This window comes from Calothrix sp. UHCC 0171 (assembly GCF_034931845.1).
GTDB lineage: Bacteria > Cyanobacteriota > Cyanobacteriia > Cyanobacteriales > Nostocaceae > Brunnivagina.
Window position 1 is genome coordinate 204912 of record NZ_JAYGHN010000003.1, and the last position, 17557, is coordinate 222468.

Genomic DNA, 17557 nt, shown 5'->3' on the forward strand with positions numbered 1-17557 from the left:
AAGTGATTATACGTTCCCTGTCTTGCCGTCGTTTTCCCAGAAATGCCTTAATATTGCTCTTGATTTGGACTTTAGGTGCAATATGCGATCGCATTTGGCTCTCCTTAGACAATTCTATTCCAGCTTGGGATCAAGCTGATTACCTCACGGGAACATTAAATTATCTGCAAGCTCTACAAAATCTGGACTTGGGTAATTATGAATGGTGGCAAAGTCTTTGGCTACTATCTTCTAAAATTCCACCGCTAACTTACATAGTTGCAGGTTTGTTTCAAAGTATTTTTGGTGTCGGACAAGAACAAGCCATGCTCGTAATGCTACTGTTTAGTGGCATTCTTATCGCTTCAGTTTACGGCTTAGGTAAGATTTTATTTAATTCCACAGTTGGTTTATGGGCAGCAGCACTATGTCAAGTTTTACCAGGACTTTATCTACTGCGTCTCGAATTTCTCTTAGATTATCCCCTTGCAGCAATTGTCACCTTTAGCTTTTTTTGTTTGACTCTTTGGCATTTTGCAGGGGAAAGGGAACCCCCAGAGGAGCTACAGAGAGATTTATTATTCCAGCAAACTTTGGAAAGCAAGGGGAAGCACCAAAAAATAGATTATCCAGCCAAAATGTATTCCCCCTCGCCGCGTCTTTCCTGGCTGAATTTATGCAAATCCTCACTTCTGGCGGTATTATTTGGCATATCTCTGGGACTAGCTTTATTAGTTAAACAAACATCGCTATTTTTCTTGCTGACACCGATTGCTTGGGTAGGAATAATTGCCCTACGTCAATTACGTTGGCTAAAATTACTTCAGTTATTTGGCAGTTTCTGGGTATCAAGTTGGATATTTGGTGGTTGGTATCGTACCAACTGGCTAACTATTTTAACATCTGGAAAACGAGCTACAATTGATTCTGCGATCGCTGAAGGTGATGCTCCTTTAAATACTATTGATGCCTGGATTTATTATTGGCAACAATTACCACAGCAAGTGTCTTTACCTCTGCTATTAGTACCAATATTTATATTGTTATTTTATTGGGGCAGGTTTGGGGGAGACGCGGAGAGGGGGAGATGGAGAGAGGGGGAGACGCGGAGAGGGGGAGATGGAGAGAGGGGGAGACGCGGAGAGGGGGAGACGCGGAGAGGGGGAGATGGGGTTAGGAATAGAAAATTTGCCAAATCTCCAGAGCGAATTTCTCAATCTCTCAAATGGCTGGCAATCTTTTTAGTCGGTGCATATTTACTTTCATCATCGAATCCGAATAAGGATGCACGGTATGCCATTCCTTATCTGCCAACATTGGCAGTGTTTTTGGCGTATGGATTCACACGTGTAAAAAGTCTTTTCGGACAGCGCATTCGTTGGGGAACATTAGGTTTGGCTGTTTTACTAATGCTGCTAAATTTGTTTCCCATTGGTGGCTTTGCCGGTGGATTACTCACACAAACATTGAGTCCTCAAGCCCAGCATCATCCACAAACCCTGGCAGAAATACCCCACAAAGAAGTAATTACTGAAATTATTCGCACTGAACCCTATTTGCGATCGACTTTAGGAGTTTTACCATCAACAGGAGAAATTAACCAGCATAATTTAAATTATTACGGTGCATTAACAAATTTCCAAGTTTACGGACGACAAGTAGGGACTAGAAACAGACAAATAGAACAAGATGCGCGCTCACTTTCCTGGTTTTTAACCAAAACAGGAGAACAAGGTTCAGTTCCCCAATCTCAGCCTGCGATTGTTCAAACAGTCGAAACATCACCTAATTTTAAAATTCAACATAGTTGGAAATTATCTGATGGTAGTACCCTCAACCTTTACCATCGAAAAGAACCGATTGTCGAAGTGATGTCGCGCCCTCTGGAATATTCATCATCACAAATAATTCATGAGAAAAATATCCTACCAGCCCCTGTCACCTTAACCCAGTTAATTTTTCCCGAAAATAGTCCTCCCGGTGTCCCTATTCCTGTAACTTACCGATGGGCTGGTTCCTGGGAAGAATTAAAAAACGGCTTGGTTTTATTAACCTGGCGAAAAGAAGATGATGAAACTCAGAAACCTCTGGAGACAAAGAAAAAAGACTTAAAGTCTCCTCCCCAATCCTGGCTTCATGATCATGCAATTGGCATGGGAAATTTATATACAGCCATCAAAAAAACTGAGGGTAATTTTCAGGCGATCGAACGTACTGCTATGCTACCTCCAGCTAACATTGTCCCTGGAAAATATCGATTAGAAGCAAGTTATCTCAATCGCTTATCGGGAGAAATATATGCAATTAATACACCGCAAACAAGCATTACAATTAATTCTCAAGCAACAGCAACACCAGCACCAGAATTAGATTTAATTACCCAATTACGTACATTAGCAACTAATCTTCCAAAAGGGACTCAAGCTATAGAAAATATCTTTGATGAAGTTGCCCGTATTAACCAATATGACCCAACACAAGACTATTTAGTACAAGCACAACTCACATCAGAATATCGCCTACGTCATTACAATTCCGATTCCGACTTAGCCTATACAGTAGCTTTAGCAAATGTATTACAAAGACGAGTCAAAGGAGCAATTAACTCCTTAGAAAGGGTTACTCAAATCGACTCACAAAATCCATTTGCATGGGCATATTTAGCATTTGTTAGGCTCTATAATTGGCAACCCCAAGCCGCCGAAAAAGCACTAAAAATGGCTTTAGAAATGAATCCCAATCAAAGTGAGTTTAAAGCACTCGCAGGCATAGCAGCATTAATGCAAGGTAATTTCATCAAGGCATGGGAGAATTTATCTGTGTTAATTCGTAATACAAAATAAACCGCTATTATAGTTATTTTCAAAACAGCGATCGCACCCTTCTTTGAGAATATTTACACTTGATGTAGGAATCCGGTTTGATTTATGAAAAAAATGAGTATTGTAGGATGCGTTAGGATGAAATCCGTAACGCATCATTATTAAGGTTTTAGTGCGCGATGCCTTTGAGCATTGAGCGTAGTCGAAATGCATCTTACAAATAATTCTGCCTTCCTAACTTGAAAAATGAGGGAGTACAGCTAACAGCTAATAGCCTTTTCATGCGTTCTGATGTACGTCAGTTCATGATGGCTACTTAGTAACTGGCTCCTCCACGCCTAATTCTTCAACAACAGGCTCCTCTTGTATTTCTACTTCTGGTAAACCCAGTATCGAACGATACAAATTATTGTATTGCTTTGCCGACTGATACCAGCTAAAGTCTTGATGCATCCCCCGTTGTTGCAATGCTTGCCACTGGGGTTTGTAACGGAAACCTTCCCAAGCACGAATTAGGCAGGTGAATAAATCCAAAGGCTCGTACCTGTCAAAACAATAACCAGTACCCGCTTCATTCATGGGGTCATGGTGTGATACCGTATCCACTAATCCACCAGTACGACGGACGATGGGCACAGAACCATAACGCAGCGCCATCATTTGACTAATGCCGCAAGGCTCAAAGCGACTAGGCATCAAAAATGCATCAGTACCCGCATATATACGTCGTGCGAGGGCATCATTATATAGTAAATAATTTGCCATACGTCCTGGAAAACGCGATGCCATCTGCCACATCTGGGTTTCATAGTATCTATCCCCAGTACCTAAAAGCACAAATTGAGCATCAGTATAGGACATAAATCTGTCAAGAATTTGTAGGACTAAATCGATGCCTTTTTGCTCAACTAAGCGCGTCACCATCCCAATCACAAAGGCATTACTATTAACTTCTAAACCCACTTCTTCTTGTAATGCGACTTTGTTGGCTTTGCGTTTTTCTAAAGTCTCAGCCGTGAAAGTTTGGGCAATATATTTATCTACACTGGGGTCATAAATATCGGTATCAATACCATTAATTATTCCTGATAATTTACCGCCAATAAATGACATCAAACCTTCAATTTCTTCACCATAGGTTGGTGTTTTAATTTGTTCGGCATAGGTAGGAGAAACAGTATTGACGCGATCGGCAAATTGTACCGCAGCCGCCATTGTATTATGTCCCTGCATATACCAAGGACACCAAGTAACTTTTTCCAAATAACCGCGCCAAGGACCTTGATAGGCTAAGTTATGAATTGTGAAAACACTACTAATATCGGGTGATTGATGCATCCATACGGGTATCATTCCCGTGTGCCAATCATGACAGTGAACAATTTCGGGTTTCCAGTAATTCCAGCAAAACTCTGCCGCTCCATTGGCGAAAAATGTAAACCGCCAAGGTTCATCTTCTCCACCATAGACACGGCGAGGGTTAAATGCTGGATGTCCGAATAAATATAAAGGAACATCAGTACCAGGAAGAACACTTTCGTAGACATGAAAGTCGTTAAACATGGCATAGCCTTGCCAAAGTGGTTCTTTGGGAATCTCCATTTTGTCAGGCAAAAAACCATAATAAGGCATGAAAATTCGTACATCATGCCCCATTTTTTTCAATACTTTGGGTAATGCTCCCACAACATCACCCATTCCCCCAACTTTGGCAACGGGTGCTGCTTCTGCTGCTACAAATAAAATTCGCATGATCAACAATTACCCATTAACTATTAAAAATTACACCCTTCGGGATTCATCAGTCGCCTGCAAAAGGAAATTCTCCCTTTTCTCGCTAGTTGATGATTAACTTGTAACAAAATCAATAGCTGCCAACGTTCATTCATCGACTTTCTGATTTTTTCTCAGAAGAGGCTAACAACTACCAGTTGGCAGCTGAACAGATTTGAATGTGAACACTGGTTTACGAGATTTATATTGCCGAGATTTAGGAACCTCGTTGAATCTCAGTAAATATCTGTTCGAGAATTTCTTGCGCTCCTTGTTGGCGAAGAAGATTTGCAAGTTCATTTCCTAACTTTTCAGCATCGCTTGCTTTTCCAGAGACGGAATCCTGGACTAAATTTTGTCCATCCACACTAGCAACTATACCTGTAAGGGTCAGATTATCACCATTTAACTCGGTATTTACGCCAATAGGTACTTGACAACCACCTTCTAAGTCTCGTAAAAATGCTCTTTCCGCAAGGCAACGATCGCGTGTGGGCGGATGTTCGATCGCCTTTAACAGGGATATAATTTCGTGATCTTCGGCACGACATTCAATACCTAATGCACCTTGTCCGACAGCATGTAGCGATACTTCCTTGGGAATTACTTGATGTACGCGATCGCCCATTCCTAAACGCTGTAATCCAGCCGCAGCCAGGATTAAGGCATCGTACTCGCCGGCATCCAATTTCGCCAAGCGTGTATTCAAGTTTCCACGTACATCTTTAAACTGTAAATGGGGAAAATGGTGGCGTAACTGCGCCAATCGTCGCAGCGAAGAAGTTCCCACAACTGCACCCTCTGGTAGAGTGTCTATTTGCTTATCTTGATATTTTTCATGCACTACAAGGGCATCCGCAGGGTTTTCCCGTTCGGTAATACAAGCCAATGTCAACCCTTCTGGTAAGTTAGTTGGCAAATCTTTGAGGGAATGAACTGCAAAGTCAATCTCCTGATTGATCATTCCCAGTTCTAGCTCTTTGGTGAACAACCCTTTGTCGCCAATTTTCGCTAATGCTACATCCAAGATTTTGTCACCTTGGGTAGACATGGTGTGAACTTCAAATTTTATGTCTGGAAAGCTTTTTTGCAGCTGTTCTTGAACCCAATATGTCTGAACTAGTGCAAGTTGGCTTTTGCGCGAACCGATGCGAACGGTACGTAACGGGCTAGAAACAACTGATGTCATAAAGCGGCTTATCAAAGTGTGGAGATAATTTACTAGAACTAGACTACCGCAGTCGATGACCAATAGGAGCTAATATTGCCCGATTTTAAGCAAGATTATTTTTTACTTTTTAATATATCTTTACTAATTTTTGTAAACAAGAGAAAAGAACTGTTCTCGATTGACATATTTGATTAGTTTTTATTTGTGTATTGATTTAAATTGGCAAAATCATCACAATTTAGTTTTTATTTAGTTTTTGAGCAAATGTAGTCTCGTTTTTTGTTGTGGCGATCGCTCTTCAACTTGTGGGAGTAATAACACTGACATAAATAAGTAGAAAAAGATGCATTTTCTTATGCAAATATTGACATCACCAAGATACCAAGAAAGTCCAGAATCTGATGACAAAGTTTTTCTCAGAGAACAAATTAATACTAATTAATCAGCTTAAGCTGGATTCAAATTTTCGACTCTTTATGCTAGGCTACCAAAAATTCCCACAAAACCTGCCACAAGAAGGAAGATTTCATGCGATCGCCCATAGAAAATATTTAAAAAGTTAATGGTTACTTGGCATTAGGTATTATTTTTTTATCTTATCTCCCGATTGTTCCTAAGCTGTTAAGCGCCTAAATTATATAGACAAAGCGGGCAGGATGCCCGCACTACAATAATAAATTCATATTTTCGCTTTATACAATTTAACTGCACATCAGCTTATGAATCGTTCTGCTTGTCTCATATTTAACCCCGTTGCTGGTCAGGGCGACCCCGAACAAGAACTAGCACAAATCCGCTCAATCTTAGAACCGGAAATTGAATTAGATATTCATCTAACCACAAAAGATGTTGGTGCCGGAGAATTAGCGATCGCCGCAGTCAAAAGGGGAGCAAGTGCAATTATCGCATCGGGTGGAGATGGAACATTATCAGCCGCCGCCGCCGCCGTGATGGGGACTGATATCCCCTTTGGAGTGATTTCACGGGGAACCGCAAATGCTTTTGCGAATGCCTTAGGGATTCCCGATACAATTACCGATGCTTGTAAAGTTATTTTGCAAGGAAGTACGCGAATTATTGATGCGGCAGAATGTAATGGCTATCCAATGGTCTTGTTGGCAGGCATCGGCTTTGAAGCCGAAACTGTTGAACTCGCAGATCGGGATGCAAAAAACCGTTTGGGTGTGATGGCATATATATTGGCAGGTTTGCAGCAATTACGTAATTTAAGCAGTTTTGAGGTTGAAATTGAGACTGAAGACAAAATTATTACAACCATTGCATCGGCTGTAACAGTAGCCAACGCCGCCCCAGCAACATCAGTATTAGCCCAGGGAAATGCAGGTATTATTTTTGACGATGGCTTGTTGGACATGACAATCGTAGCCCCTGCAACAAAAGCTGCTGCCATAGCTAGTGCATTTCATTTATTTCAAACTGCCTCATCGGGAAGTGCAGCCGAACGTGACGATATTGGTTATTTACGAGCAAAGCAATTTAAAATCACCACTAACCCACCACAAAAAATAGCCATTGATGGCGAAGTTTTAGAAGCAGCACCAGTTGAAATTAAATGTATACCAGGTGCGTTAAAAATTTTTGTTCCTAGCGTCGAAGAATTGGAACCATTTGAAAAACTGGAAGGATTGCCGAATTTGGTAATTCAAGAAAAATAGGGAAGAGGGGAAAATAAGTGACAAAAACATAGGAATTGAGATTTTTGATCATTAAATTATCTACAATCTCTGCTCATTTTTCATTTACCTATTTGCCATTAACTATTAACTACTAATCAATCATGAAACTAGTATATGAGGTTGCGATCGCTGAAAAAATTCGGCGGATGAAACAAAGGGTACGTTGGCAAGACCCGTTAATTACAGCCAGAGGAATTGACCAAACACGGTTTGTCCTTGATGATGGCAAAGATGATGGGGATGAATTTTCGTTTCTGGTTATTGGTGATAGTGGAACTGGTAAACATCAAGGACACAACCCACAACGCGAAGTCGCTAAAGCCATGCTTCCCCATCAAGACGAATGTAGATTCATGCTCCACACTGGAGATGTTGTCTATCTAGTCGGCTCCAGCGAATACTATCAGCAAAACTTCCTCAAACCCTACCGGGAATTTATTGTCAATGGCGATAATTATCACCATATCGCCTACGATAATATGACCTTCAAATTCCCCATATTCCCAGTTCCCGGAAATCACGATTATTATGATTTGCCTCTTTTTTGGAGCCTGGTATCTTTAGGGACAATGCCCATCCGGCGTTTGCTCCAATCCAAGCTTGACCTCGATGTTGGTTGGCATGGTTCGCGAGCAGGTGACGCTTATGCGAAAGCTTTTCTAGACTACTTAAAATCCCAGATGATGCCGGGAGACTTGGCACATCATCTAGACAAGCATTACACCGCCAAAAGTGATAGTGGCTATTGTTTGCGCTATGAGCCTGGTAAATTTACTCGTTTACCAAATCGCTATTATACATTTCGTTACGGTGGGATTGACTTTTTTGCACTTGATTCCAATACATTTAACCAACCAGCACCAATCCCAAGAACCAGTGAAGGAGACTTGCATCGACTGCAACTAGAAACAAGCCGCCAAGCATTAGAACAGCAGAAACAGCAAATTTTCGATAAAGTCAATCAACTCAACCCCTATAACCCGAAAGATGCTGATCAACTCGACGATTCCCATGCACAAATTACCCAGATAGAAGAAATCATCGTCGATATTGAAAAACAACTAGCACCTAAACAGGAAGTAGCCGTAGATATAGAACAACTCGAATGGTTGAAAAGTCAACTGATTGAGTCATGGAATAATCGCCAAGTTAGGGGTCGAATCATATTTTTTCACCATCCCCCCTATGTGACTGAAGCGACAAAATGGCAGCAAGCGCAGACTTTAGCAATACGTTATCGTTTGCGGGAAGTATTCGACGCAGTTGCGGAAACAATTGGCTCCCTGAATCAAAATCGTCCCCTGGTTGATTTGGTATTTAATGGACATGCCCATTGTTTAGAATATTTACAAACCCAGGATACCGGACATGCAGATTCCCATATCAATTGGATTGTTTGCGGGGGAAGTGGCTTTAGTTTGCGCCGTCAGCGCCCCGAAGGTGTGGATTTGATGGAGACATTTACTAGTAATGAATCTCGCTTAGTTGCCAACTCAAAATTATTTCTTGGTCGTAATGGTCAAGGTTCACAAAGACGAAGACCCTACTCTAGTATACGTGTAGATGTTCAAGCTGGGGATGTACCAAAATTTGTGATTCGCCCTTTAGTTGCCGAGTGGTATCAAAGACAGTGGCTGCATCCAGAAATTGAACCATTTATAGTAGGTGGTAAATAATAAGAATATTTGGGGTGGGTTGGATTAAGCTGCGACGCATCTAATTTGTATATAAGACGCGGGCAAGATGCCCCGGAATTTTCCGTGAAGAACACCTCCCCAGAAACTCCTCTCCGCACTACAATTATTTTGCGTTTTTGATTTATATGCTGCACATCAGCTTAGGTTGGATTGGGTGAGAACTCACATTAAAATGATGATTGAGCAAAACCCAATCATCATTACAAAATCAACACGAATGAGACTTCAAATAGGGACTTCAACAACAACTAAATGACACCCGTCCCTTTACCTCGCTTGTCACCATCTGTTGTCAACTTTCCTTCTTCATCTTCATTCATGTGTTGCATTTCTTGCATTCTTAATTGCTTTTCTTCTTCAGCCTGCTGACGTGCATCACCAGGCACTTCGTAATACATTTCCGGTTCAACTGCGTAGTTATTTAACAAACCTTCATTATCCACAGTATAACCATCAGTGGTGCGAACACTATTTGATGTTGTTTGGTTATCGCTATTTGCAGCAGCAGTTCTTTCCTCAGTAGGCAATGTTTTAAAAAGTTCGCCTTCCCGTTCCTTCCGTGCTGCTGTTTCTGCTGGAATTATACCGCGATCGTATGTATCTCTTTCCGCACGTTCTGATGAATCAATTCCTCTGTTAGACTCGTTATTTTCCATAACTCGATTCCCCAAGTTCAGCAATTTTCGTTTCTTCTTACACAATTAGCTTATAAATTTTGTAACTGAATTGATACTATCTTGCGGATGGAATTGAATTGATTCTGGTAGTATTTTTTCTATCTGGAGATATATTTAATTTTCTACTAAAGTTAGAATGCATGAAAATATTCAGCAAACAGAACCCCACCCGTCAAGATAACAGGCAGGTATTTGCGAAGAATTATTAAGTTATTGTCAAATTTGATATCGAAAAGAGTTAAAAACCCACATGTATCACATGTACTTAATTATTAGTAATTTTGCGATCGCATCAACTACAATCCCAAATTAAACTTGACCAAAATTAAACTTGAATATTCAGATCACAAATCATCATTACCAATTATTTGCTTTTTGAAGGAATTAATCTGAGATAATAGTTCTTGGCGAGTAGATGCTTTGAGGATATAGCGCCAAATAAACCAAACTATATAAGCAATTCCGACTAGTTCAAAGAAGAAGGCAATTAGGGGTATCTCATTAATAGCCTTCAGTATAGCCAGGACAATTTTTACGGAAATGAGCGCTGCTATAATTAAAACAATACTGGTAATTTGGACTTTGTACTGAGTCCAGAAATTACCGATATATTCTGGTAATTTTTCTAAAAATATTGCCACTTGAGAACTAAATTTCTGCCATTGTGTTCCCAGTGTATTTTCATCGACTGGTGGTAATTTAGGCAGACTATCGTTTGCTAAATTCTCAACACTATTAGTTCCGTTAGATACAGTCGGATTAATCTCCGAATTACTGTTTTGTCCCGGTTCTTGAACTGTCATAAAACTCCTCTTTTAATTGCGACTTTTATCTTAATTTTGATGCCTAATCTTTATATTTAACTATTAATTATTACTATTAACCGTTAGCCATTAACTATTCAAATTAGGGACATCAGCGTATCTCCCCATTTCTAAATCAACCTCAATCATCCTCTGATTCAGCAATGCCTATTTTATATTCCCCTATATATTCCCCTAAACTTATCTCAGTAATTATGAGTCATGCTGGAAGAATAAATCTCCCAGCAATCAATATACAGCACCGAACACTCAGAACTTTTCTCTAGACAATTTCTTCGCGGCGATCAATAATCACGACAGGTGCATTAGTATCAATATCTCTACTAATATCTGTCGCGTAGTTAGTACGGGAAGTATCCATTACTGGTGTTTCCCGCTCAGTTGAATGGATATCAGTAGCATTGAAAATATCAAACTCTTCAATACCGTGGTTTCTGAGGATTGTTTCGGCATGTCGAACTTCCTCTTCGCTACCATCAACCATGACAATATAATTTCCCCGGTTTAATCTATCGCTGTATACCCTAGCTCGATTTTCCGGGATACCTAAACCAACAAGTCCACCCACAACACCGCCAGCCGCCGCACCAATTGCCCCTCCTGTCACCGTTGTCGCTAGTGCAGTTGCCGCCGCACCACCCGCAATCACGGGACCAATTCCAGGAATTGCTAAAGCACCTAAACCAACTAAAAAACCACCTAAACCACCTAATGTGGCTCCTGTAGCAGCACCTGTTTTTGCTCCATCATCGGCTTTGTTGCCTTCCATAGGAGTTCTTGATACTGCGTCAAAATTATTATCAGTATCTTTGCCAATAATAGAGACATTATTCATTGCAAAGCCAGAATCACGCAGTTCTGTCAGTGCCGCCTCGGCATGACTACGATGTGAAAATACACCAACTGCCCGCTTATTGCGAATCATAGATTGATGCATGACACCAGGAGTATAGCCAAGCGCCGTATTTTCAGCGATTGGAGTCACAACTGCGGGATAAACATCTGCGGTTGCGTAGTCAGGATTAACTTGATTAGGTTGGTCATAAATGGCAAAATCTTCAATCGGACGATATTTTCTATCACCAAGGCGAAGAATTTGTTCGGCATGGGCAATTTCAGCATCAGTACCATCTATGATGACTAGATAATCTCCACGTTCGACTCGTGTATTGTAGGAACGTGCTTCTGTCTCTGGAATTCCCAAGCCAATCAACCCACCTAACAAACCACCTGCTGCTGCACCAATCCCCGCACCAGCAATTGTAGTTGCGATCGCAGTTGCAGTTGCACCAGCTAACATAATTGGACCAATACCAGGAATTGCCAGTGTTCCCAATCCGATTAACAGTCCAGTTAAACCACCTACGGTTCCGCCTGTCGCCGCGCCAAGTGAGGCACCTTCATCTGCTTGGTTGCCGACTTTTTCGCGAACTTCAGCACCAGCAATATTATCACGGTGGTCTTTTTCTTGGGCAATTACTGATACTCGCTCCATTGGGAAGCCAGAATTTTTCAACTCATGTAGTGCGTTTTCCGCATCTTGACGACGTGAAAAAACACCTACTGCTCTTTTGTGTATGTTGACTACCATTTTAGTTCCTTGCTCTTAAAAATTATTTTTTACAATTTCATTGCTTCACTCTAGTAAATTTCAACATTTTTAAATTTGCTTTTCATCAATCACATGTTAGAGTTTTATCTCTATCAATAGTCATACTTTACAGATGCTTACGAGTCACTATTATCAGATTTTATTTGACTGAAACCACTCAAAATATGCAAGTAAAATCTGTAATTAAATTTCTAACACAACTGACTCTTCTGATATCGGAGTTATGGCTTCTATCATGAAAATTTCCAAACCCGATATTGCACCCCTGTATCAAAAATTCTCACACCTCCCCCCTCAGCAATTGTCTGTCGTAATACTTCTGCATCGGTGACACCAACACCCGCCAAATAATTGATTCCCATATCTGCTAAATCTGTTAACCAGGGAACAGTTGGTCCCATTAAGACTAAAGTGGCATTTTGCGACAACTCAACCAAACGTGGAAATGTTTTATTCACAATTGAGGTTGCTGTTAAAAACACCCAGTCGGCTTCAGGAAGAAGATACTCACAGGCGGTATCAGGTAAATCTTGGGGACTCGGTTGACGTTCAAGTACGGTCAAATCTATTTCTTTTTCATACATAGATAATCCGGGATAACGCCCAATCACGACTACTCGTTTCCCCCGAATTAATGGCAAGAAATGCTCAAATACAGCTAAATTTGCCAAACTTGGAGAAGAGCCTAACTCATGGGAGATTTCCTGTGGCAAGGGTTGTGCAGCAGCTAAAAGTGATGAGGATGAATTAATCACAGCATTAATTACCGCCATTGCCACAGTTGCTTGATAGCTATCCCAAGACTTCAACCAAGGTGATAAATTTGCTACAGGTAAATTCACCAATGTCCCCGACCAAGGTAATGTCCGGGTTGCCTGTCCGGGACTCATGCACAATCCAATTCCATCAACTTGGCAGTATGTCCATGTTAAGCCGATAATAATCTCCTTTACTAAGGCATTCGTCTGACTAGAATCTACTAATAGGTTATAGATTTCTCGTGGGTGTACTTTCATAGCTCACTTCTTGATTACTGCGGCTACAGTAACAGGATTATGAACTATTCCCAGTTAAAAATGAACTAATACCAATTTCTGATTCCGAATATTGCTTGGAGAGGAGAATCCAGCAGAGATTGTCGTGATTCGTATTACTAAACTTCAGTAACACAATTCTCAGTGTGTAAATTCTCAAAACTATCAATCTCAAAACTATCAATTTAAAAACTACAAAGCTGCTCTAGAGACATTAGATATCATGTAGAAAGTGAACCTTAGAACCAAAGAAACCCGGTTTCTTGGATTTAAGTATCGAGCATCATCTGACTTTTTGATGAGAAACCGGGTTTCTCCCTACGTGACTATCCTTAATATTTACTTTATAAATGTTCTCTTAGATATCGCGTCTCTAAATTTTTGATTAATCTTTAGATTTTGATTAATCTTTATTTGTTAAAAACTGTTGCAAACTTAACAAACTTAGAGTTTGTCCCAAGGAAATAGGAAAAATCGTTACACCTTCAATTCGTGACTGCACCCAACCTTCACCCCAATACCATTCATGAAAACCATCAATTCCCTGACTTAATAGCAAGCGTAGAGAATTAGAAGTGGCAATATCCACTTTATGTTCAATTGCAAATGGTCCGATTTTTCTGGTAAATTGCAACCCTGGATGCAGTTCTTCGGGCATTCCTGTAGTAAAACCACCAGAAGGAAGCCATTTTTCCAACTGTGCAGAACGGAGTAAACTATTACGAATTGCTTCTGCGGTAGCTTCTACCTCGATTCTTAATTGGCTTTGTTGAAAATTACCAAGCATGTTAATAGGTGATGGATTAATGGTTAATGGTTAATGGTTAATAGTTAGTTGCTAGCTACATGTAATTTTAACTATCTGTCTGGGATTTGGGGGAAATACTTCTATGGCTTGCTTCCCTCCGTTACAGAAGTATCCATCATTGGCTATTGGGCTTCAGGAGCTAGAAATTACCAATTCTCCACAACTCCCTGATTCGCCTTTTTCGCGACCTAACAATAACCAATAACGCATTAAAATATAAAGAAGTGTGTATTAAGAAATGTAAGGGGTATCATGGTGGATCGGTTAATTCGCGCTACGGCAGCCGATGGTAGCATTAGAGTAGTTGGCGCTATCACTACAAAACTGACAGAAGAAGCGCGGCAGCGTCACAAACTTTCTCCCGATGCAACTGCTGCTTTAGGGAGGACAATGACTTGCGGGTTGCTGATGGCATCAAGTATGAAAAGACCTGGTTCGCGGGTTAATCTCCGCGTCAAAGGCGATGGTCCTTTGGGGGGTATATTGGTAGATGCGGGTCTGGATGGAACAGTGCGTGGCTATGTCCATAATCCACTAGCGGAATTACCAAAAAATGCCAGAGGTAAATTAGATGTTGGTGGCATAGTTGGGAAAGGCTTTCTGTATGTTGTCCGCGATATCGGTTATGGTTATCCTTATTCCAGCACTGTAGAGCTTGTTTCGGGTGAAATTGGTGAAGATGTTGCTTATTATTTAGTCACCTCCGAACAAACTCCTTCCGGTTTAATTGTGGGTGTATTTGTTGAAGAAAGTGGAGTCACCGCAGCAGGTGGCTTATTGGTGCAGGTTTTGCCGAAAGTCTCTCATGATGAAGCTCTTGTGGAAACCTTAGAGTCCCGTATGGCTGCTTTGACAGACTTCACCCCCTTGCTGCAAGCTGGTAAGAGTTTAAATGAAATTTTTCAGGATATTTTGGGCGATATGGGACTGCATATTTTTCCTGATACCCAAATGTTGCGTTTCCACTGTGGTTGTTCATTTGACAGAGTTTTGGGTGCTTTGAAATTGTTAGGAGAGTCGGAACTAGAAGATATGATCAGCAAAGATAATGGCGCGGAGGCAACATGTGAGTTTTGTGGCTCAGTATATCAAGCTAGTAGCGAGCATTTAGAACAGCTAATCGGTGAATTGCAGACTGAATCCTTGGTTTAGAAGTGGTATAAAAGGGAACTATCTAAATTTAGTGAAGATGGTATTGGTGGAGATATGATAGTCTGGGTGCTAGCTTTTTCTGAAGGAGAAAGTTACGATGGCAACAACGTAGGTTTCGATCGCAAATAAATACAGATCGTTATAAAATCATTTTGGTGTGAGCGATGAGAGAACGGGATGTTCCAGAAGGTTTTTCTTCTTCCACGGTCGGCGAATCGGATGATGCGACCCAACTATCCCGGAAACAACAAGTTAATGGAAGTAATATGTCTGGTGTCCCTGGTACAAATTCAAGTGCTAAGTCAACCACCAAGTCTGTGAAGCAGCAAAAAACAAGTCAATCTGGAAAAACAGTGCTACAAAGCGAACCGCAAGAGCCAGTATCGGCAACAAGTAAAAGTTCGGGAAAGTTGCCGCGTTGGACAAAAAGTTGGATTTTGTGGACGGGCTTGTTAGCTTTTGTGCCAGGGACGATCGCTTTTGTTTCTATGGCAATGCTGTTGAAGTTGCCGGCTGCACCCAACTGCCCGGAAATTTTTTGGCCCCTCGCCAGTGCCTCCGTACGAATGCATTGCGCTCAATTGGCAGCCTCAAAACAAACAGTTAACGACTTATTACAAGCGATCGAATTAGTGAAGGGGTTGCCAGAAAATCACCCTTTACGCGGGGAAGTAGACCGTTTATTAGAGGAATGGTCGAAGGATGTGTTGACTTTAGCCGACGAGAGTTTTCAAGCTGGGAAACTGAACGAAGCGATCGCCACAGCAAAACGTATTCCCAGTGATATGCCTGCCTATAAATTAGTCGAGGAGAAAATCCAAAATTGGCAGTCGATTTGGACAAAAGGTGAGGAGATTTACAAAGAAACTGAAGATGCAATGCGTAATACACGCTGGCAGCAAGCGTTTATGACAGCATCAAAGTTACTGCGTTTAGATAATAAGTATTGGGAAACAATTAAGTACCAGCAGTTAAATGACTTGATTACCAAGTCTCGTGAAGATGGTGAGAAGTTAGCAAAAGCTGAAGATTTAGCGAAAACGGGTGTTGTCGATAAAATTATTGAAGCCATTAAATTAGCTGAATCGGTAAGTAATGATAGCTATGTTTACCAAAAGGCTCAGGAGGCAATACCGGTTTTTGGTCGGCAAATGCTGAATATTGCCGAGAAGAAGTTGGAAAGACGCGATGCCGATGATGCCATTTCTATCGCCCAGCAAATTCCCATCAACGCTGGTTTGCAAACCGAAACCGAAGACTTTATTGCAATTGCCGAGGCGCAGCGTAACGCCTGGATTGGTACAGTATTAGGATTAGAATCAGCGATCGCCCAAGCCCAGCAAATCCAACCCGAACGAGCGGTGTATCAAAAAGCGCAGCAGCTAATTGCTGGTTGGCAATTAGAAATTGGTGATGTTGTGCGTTTGGATAAAGCTAGAATGCTGGCAAGTCAAGGTTCAATTGCAGACTTAAGCGCAGCAGTTGCCGAGGCTCAGTTAGTTCCCGCCAATAACCCCCGTTCGCGGGAGGCTCGTCAAGAAATTAGTCGTTGGATTGCCCAGGTACAAACTATTCAAGACCGCCCATTTTTAGACCGTGCCGAACAATTAGCCTATTCTCAGGATAATGTTTCCCTCCAAGCTGCGATCGCGGAAGCTAGTCAAATTCGCCGTGGACGGGCATTGTATCCAGAAGCACGCAAAAAAATCAGTGAATGGACAGCAATTATTCAACGTGCCCAAGACCAACCTTATTTAGACAGAGCTAGGCAGTTGGCAAATAATGGGGACTTTGCCGGAGCAATCCAAACCGCCAGCCAAATTACTGGCAATCGAGCTTTGGCTGGTGAAGCCCAATCGGCAATTAACGATTGGCAGGTACAAGTGACCTCTCGTGATAATTGGGACAAGGCACGGGCAGTTGCTTTACGTGGAACCCCGGATGCATTATCGGAAGCAATGAGTATCGCTAACAAAATTCCCGCCAGTAGCAGTTTACGCAACGATGTTAACCCAGCACTCGACCAATGGAGTCAGCAGTTGTTGGATATCGCGCGATCGCAATCTGAATCGGATATCAACAGGGCTATTCAGACGGCACAGTTAATCCCACGGGGTACAGCAGCCTATAGTCAAGCGCGACAACAAATTCGTGCTTGGCGTGAATTCCTCAACCCGATACCACTGCCAACTGAACAAGCACAACCACAACCTCAAGAATCCACGACAACTGAGCAATAAGATTTATAACGAATATTTGACAATCTGAAGGGCATTACTATTTAGTAGTGCCCCAATATTTTTTGATATTC

At 41.4% G+C, this 17557-nt stretch carries 12 protein-coding genes; 5 read left to right on the forward strand and 7 right to left on the reverse strand.

The features are described from left to right. Positions 1-2 precede the first annotated feature (2 nt). A complete protein-coding gene (locus tag VB733_RS04280) occupies positions 3-2822 on the forward strand; it encodes a glycosyltransferase family 39 protein (protein WP_323338872.1) in 2820 nt (939 codons plus the stop codon). Positions 2823-3113: 291 nt separating this feature from the next. On the opposite strand, the gene glgA is transcribed toward VB733_RS04280, so the two are convergent. Beyond that, entirely contained in the window at positions 3114-4553 is a 1440-nt protein-coding gene (gene glgA, locus VB733_RS04285; RefSeq protein WP_323338873.1) for a glycogen synthase GlgA, read from the reverse strand. 238 nt (positions 4554-4791) lie between these two features. After that, positions 4792-5763 carry a hydroxymethylbilane synthase gene (gene hemC / locus VB733_RS04290; protein WP_323338874.1) on the reverse strand — a complete coding sequence of 324 codons (972 nt, stop codon included), beginning with the start codon at positions 5761-5763 and terminating at the stop codon, positions 4792-4794. Positions 5764-6464: 701 nt separating this feature from the next. On the opposite strand from hemC, the gene VB733_RS04295 reads away from it, so the two are divergent. Together VB733_RS04295 and VB733_RS04300 are read left to right on the forward strand one after the other, a co-directional pair. Continuing rightward, complete coding sequence (locus tag VB733_RS04295) at positions 6465-7421, forward strand: YegS/Rv2252/BmrU family lipid kinase (RefSeq protein ID WP_323338875.1); 957 nt, start codon at positions 6465-6467, stop codon at positions 7419-7421. A 122-nt stretch (positions 7422-7543) separates the two neighbouring features. Then, positions 7544-9118, forward strand: coding sequence for a metallophosphoesterase (locus tag VB733_RS04300; protein WP_323338876.1), 1575 nt, complete (start codon positions 7544-7546; stop codon positions 9116-9118). A gap of 269 nt (positions 9119-9387) precedes the next feature. On the opposite strand, the gene VB733_RS04305 is transcribed toward VB733_RS04300, so the two are convergent. The 5 genes from VB733_RS04305 to VB733_RS04325 all read right to left on the reverse strand — a co-directional run bounded on the left by VB733_RS04305 (position 9388) and on the right by VB733_RS04325 (position 14073). Further along, entirely contained in the window at positions 9388-9795 is a 408-nt protein-coding gene (locus VB733_RS04305; protein ID WP_323338877.1) for a hypothetical protein, read from the reverse strand. A 365-nt stretch (positions 9796-10160) separates the two neighbouring features. Beyond that, positions 10161-10619 carry a CAAD domain-containing protein gene (locus tag VB733_RS04310; RefSeq protein ID WP_323338878.1) on the reverse strand — a complete coding sequence of 153 codons (459 nt, stop codon included), beginning with the start codon at positions 10617-10619 and terminating at the stop codon, positions 10161-10163. Between the two features lie 283 nt (positions 10620-10902). Next, a complete protein-coding gene (locus tag VB733_RS04315) occupies positions 10903-12231 on the reverse strand; it encodes a general stress protein (protein ID WP_323338879.1) in 1329 nt (442 codons plus the stop codon). A gap of 254 nt (positions 12232-12485) precedes the next feature. Next, positions 12486-13268, reverse strand: coding sequence for a DUF364 domain-containing protein (locus VB733_RS04320; RefSeq protein ID WP_323338880.1), 783 nt, complete (start codon positions 13266-13268; stop codon positions 12486-12488). A gap of 421 nt (positions 13269-13689) precedes the next feature. After that, positions 13690-14073 (reverse strand): hypothetical protein, encoded by a 384-nt coding sequence (locus VB733_RS04325; protein WP_323338881.1) that lies wholly within the window; start codon positions 14071-14073, stop codon positions 13690-13692. Positions 14074-14346: 273 nt separating this feature from the next. On the opposite strand from VB733_RS04325, the gene hslO reads away from it, so the two are divergent. Further along, positions 14347-15246, forward strand: coding sequence for an Hsp33 family molecular chaperone HslO (gene hslO, locus VB733_RS04330; RefSeq protein ID WP_323338882.1), 900 nt, complete (start codon positions 14347-14349; stop codon positions 15244-15246). A 164-nt stretch (positions 15247-15410) separates the two neighbouring features. Continuing rightward, positions 15411-17486 carry a chromosome segregation ATPase gene (locus VB733_RS04335; protein WP_323338883.1) on the forward strand — a complete coding sequence of 692 codons (2076 nt, stop codon included), beginning with the start codon at positions 15411-15413 and terminating at the stop codon, positions 17484-17486. Positions 17487-17557: the final 71 nt, after the last annotated feature.

Coding starts and splice junctions, on each gene's coding strand:
- VB733_RS04300 (WP_323338876.1), top strand. CDS start 7,544: ATGAAACTAGTATATGAGGTTGCGATCGCTGAAAAAATTCGGCGGATG.
- VB733_RS04310 (WP_323338878.1), bottom strand. CDS start 10,619: ATGACAGTTCAAGAACCGGGACAAAACAGTAATTCGGAGATTAATCCG.
- VB733_RS04335 (WP_323338883.1), top strand. CDS start 15,411: ATGAGAGAACGGGATGTTCCAGAAGGTTTTTCTTCTTCCACGGTCGGC.
- glgA (WP_323338873.1), bottom strand. CDS start 4,553: ATGCGAATTTTATTTGTAGCAGCAGAAGCAGCACCCGTTGCCAAAGTT.
- VB733_RS04315 (WP_323338879.1), bottom strand. CDS start 12,231: ATGGTAGTCAACATACACAAAAGAGCAGTAGGTGTTTTTTCACGTCGT.
- VB733_RS04320 (WP_323338880.1), bottom strand. CDS start 13,268: ATGAAAGTACACCCACGAGAAATCTATAACCTATTAGTAGATTCTAGT.
- hemC (WP_323338874.1), bottom strand. CDS start 5,763: ATGACATCAGTTGTTTCTAGCCCGTTACGTACCGTTCGCATCGGTTCG.
- VB733_RS04305 (WP_323338877.1), bottom strand. CDS start 9,795: ATGGAAAATAACGAGTCTAACAGAGGAATTGATTCATCAGAACGTGCG.
- VB733_RS04295 (WP_323338875.1), top strand. CDS start 6,465: ATGAATCGTTCTGCTTGTCTCATATTTAACCCCGTTGCTGGTCAGGGC.
- hslO (WP_323338882.1), top strand. CDS start 14,347: ATGGTGGATCGGTTAATTCGCGCTACGGCAGCCGATGGTAGCATTAGA.
- VB733_RS04325 (WP_323338881.1), bottom strand. CDS start 14,073: ATGCTTGGTAATTTTCAACAAAGCCAATTAAGAATCGAGGTAGAAGCT.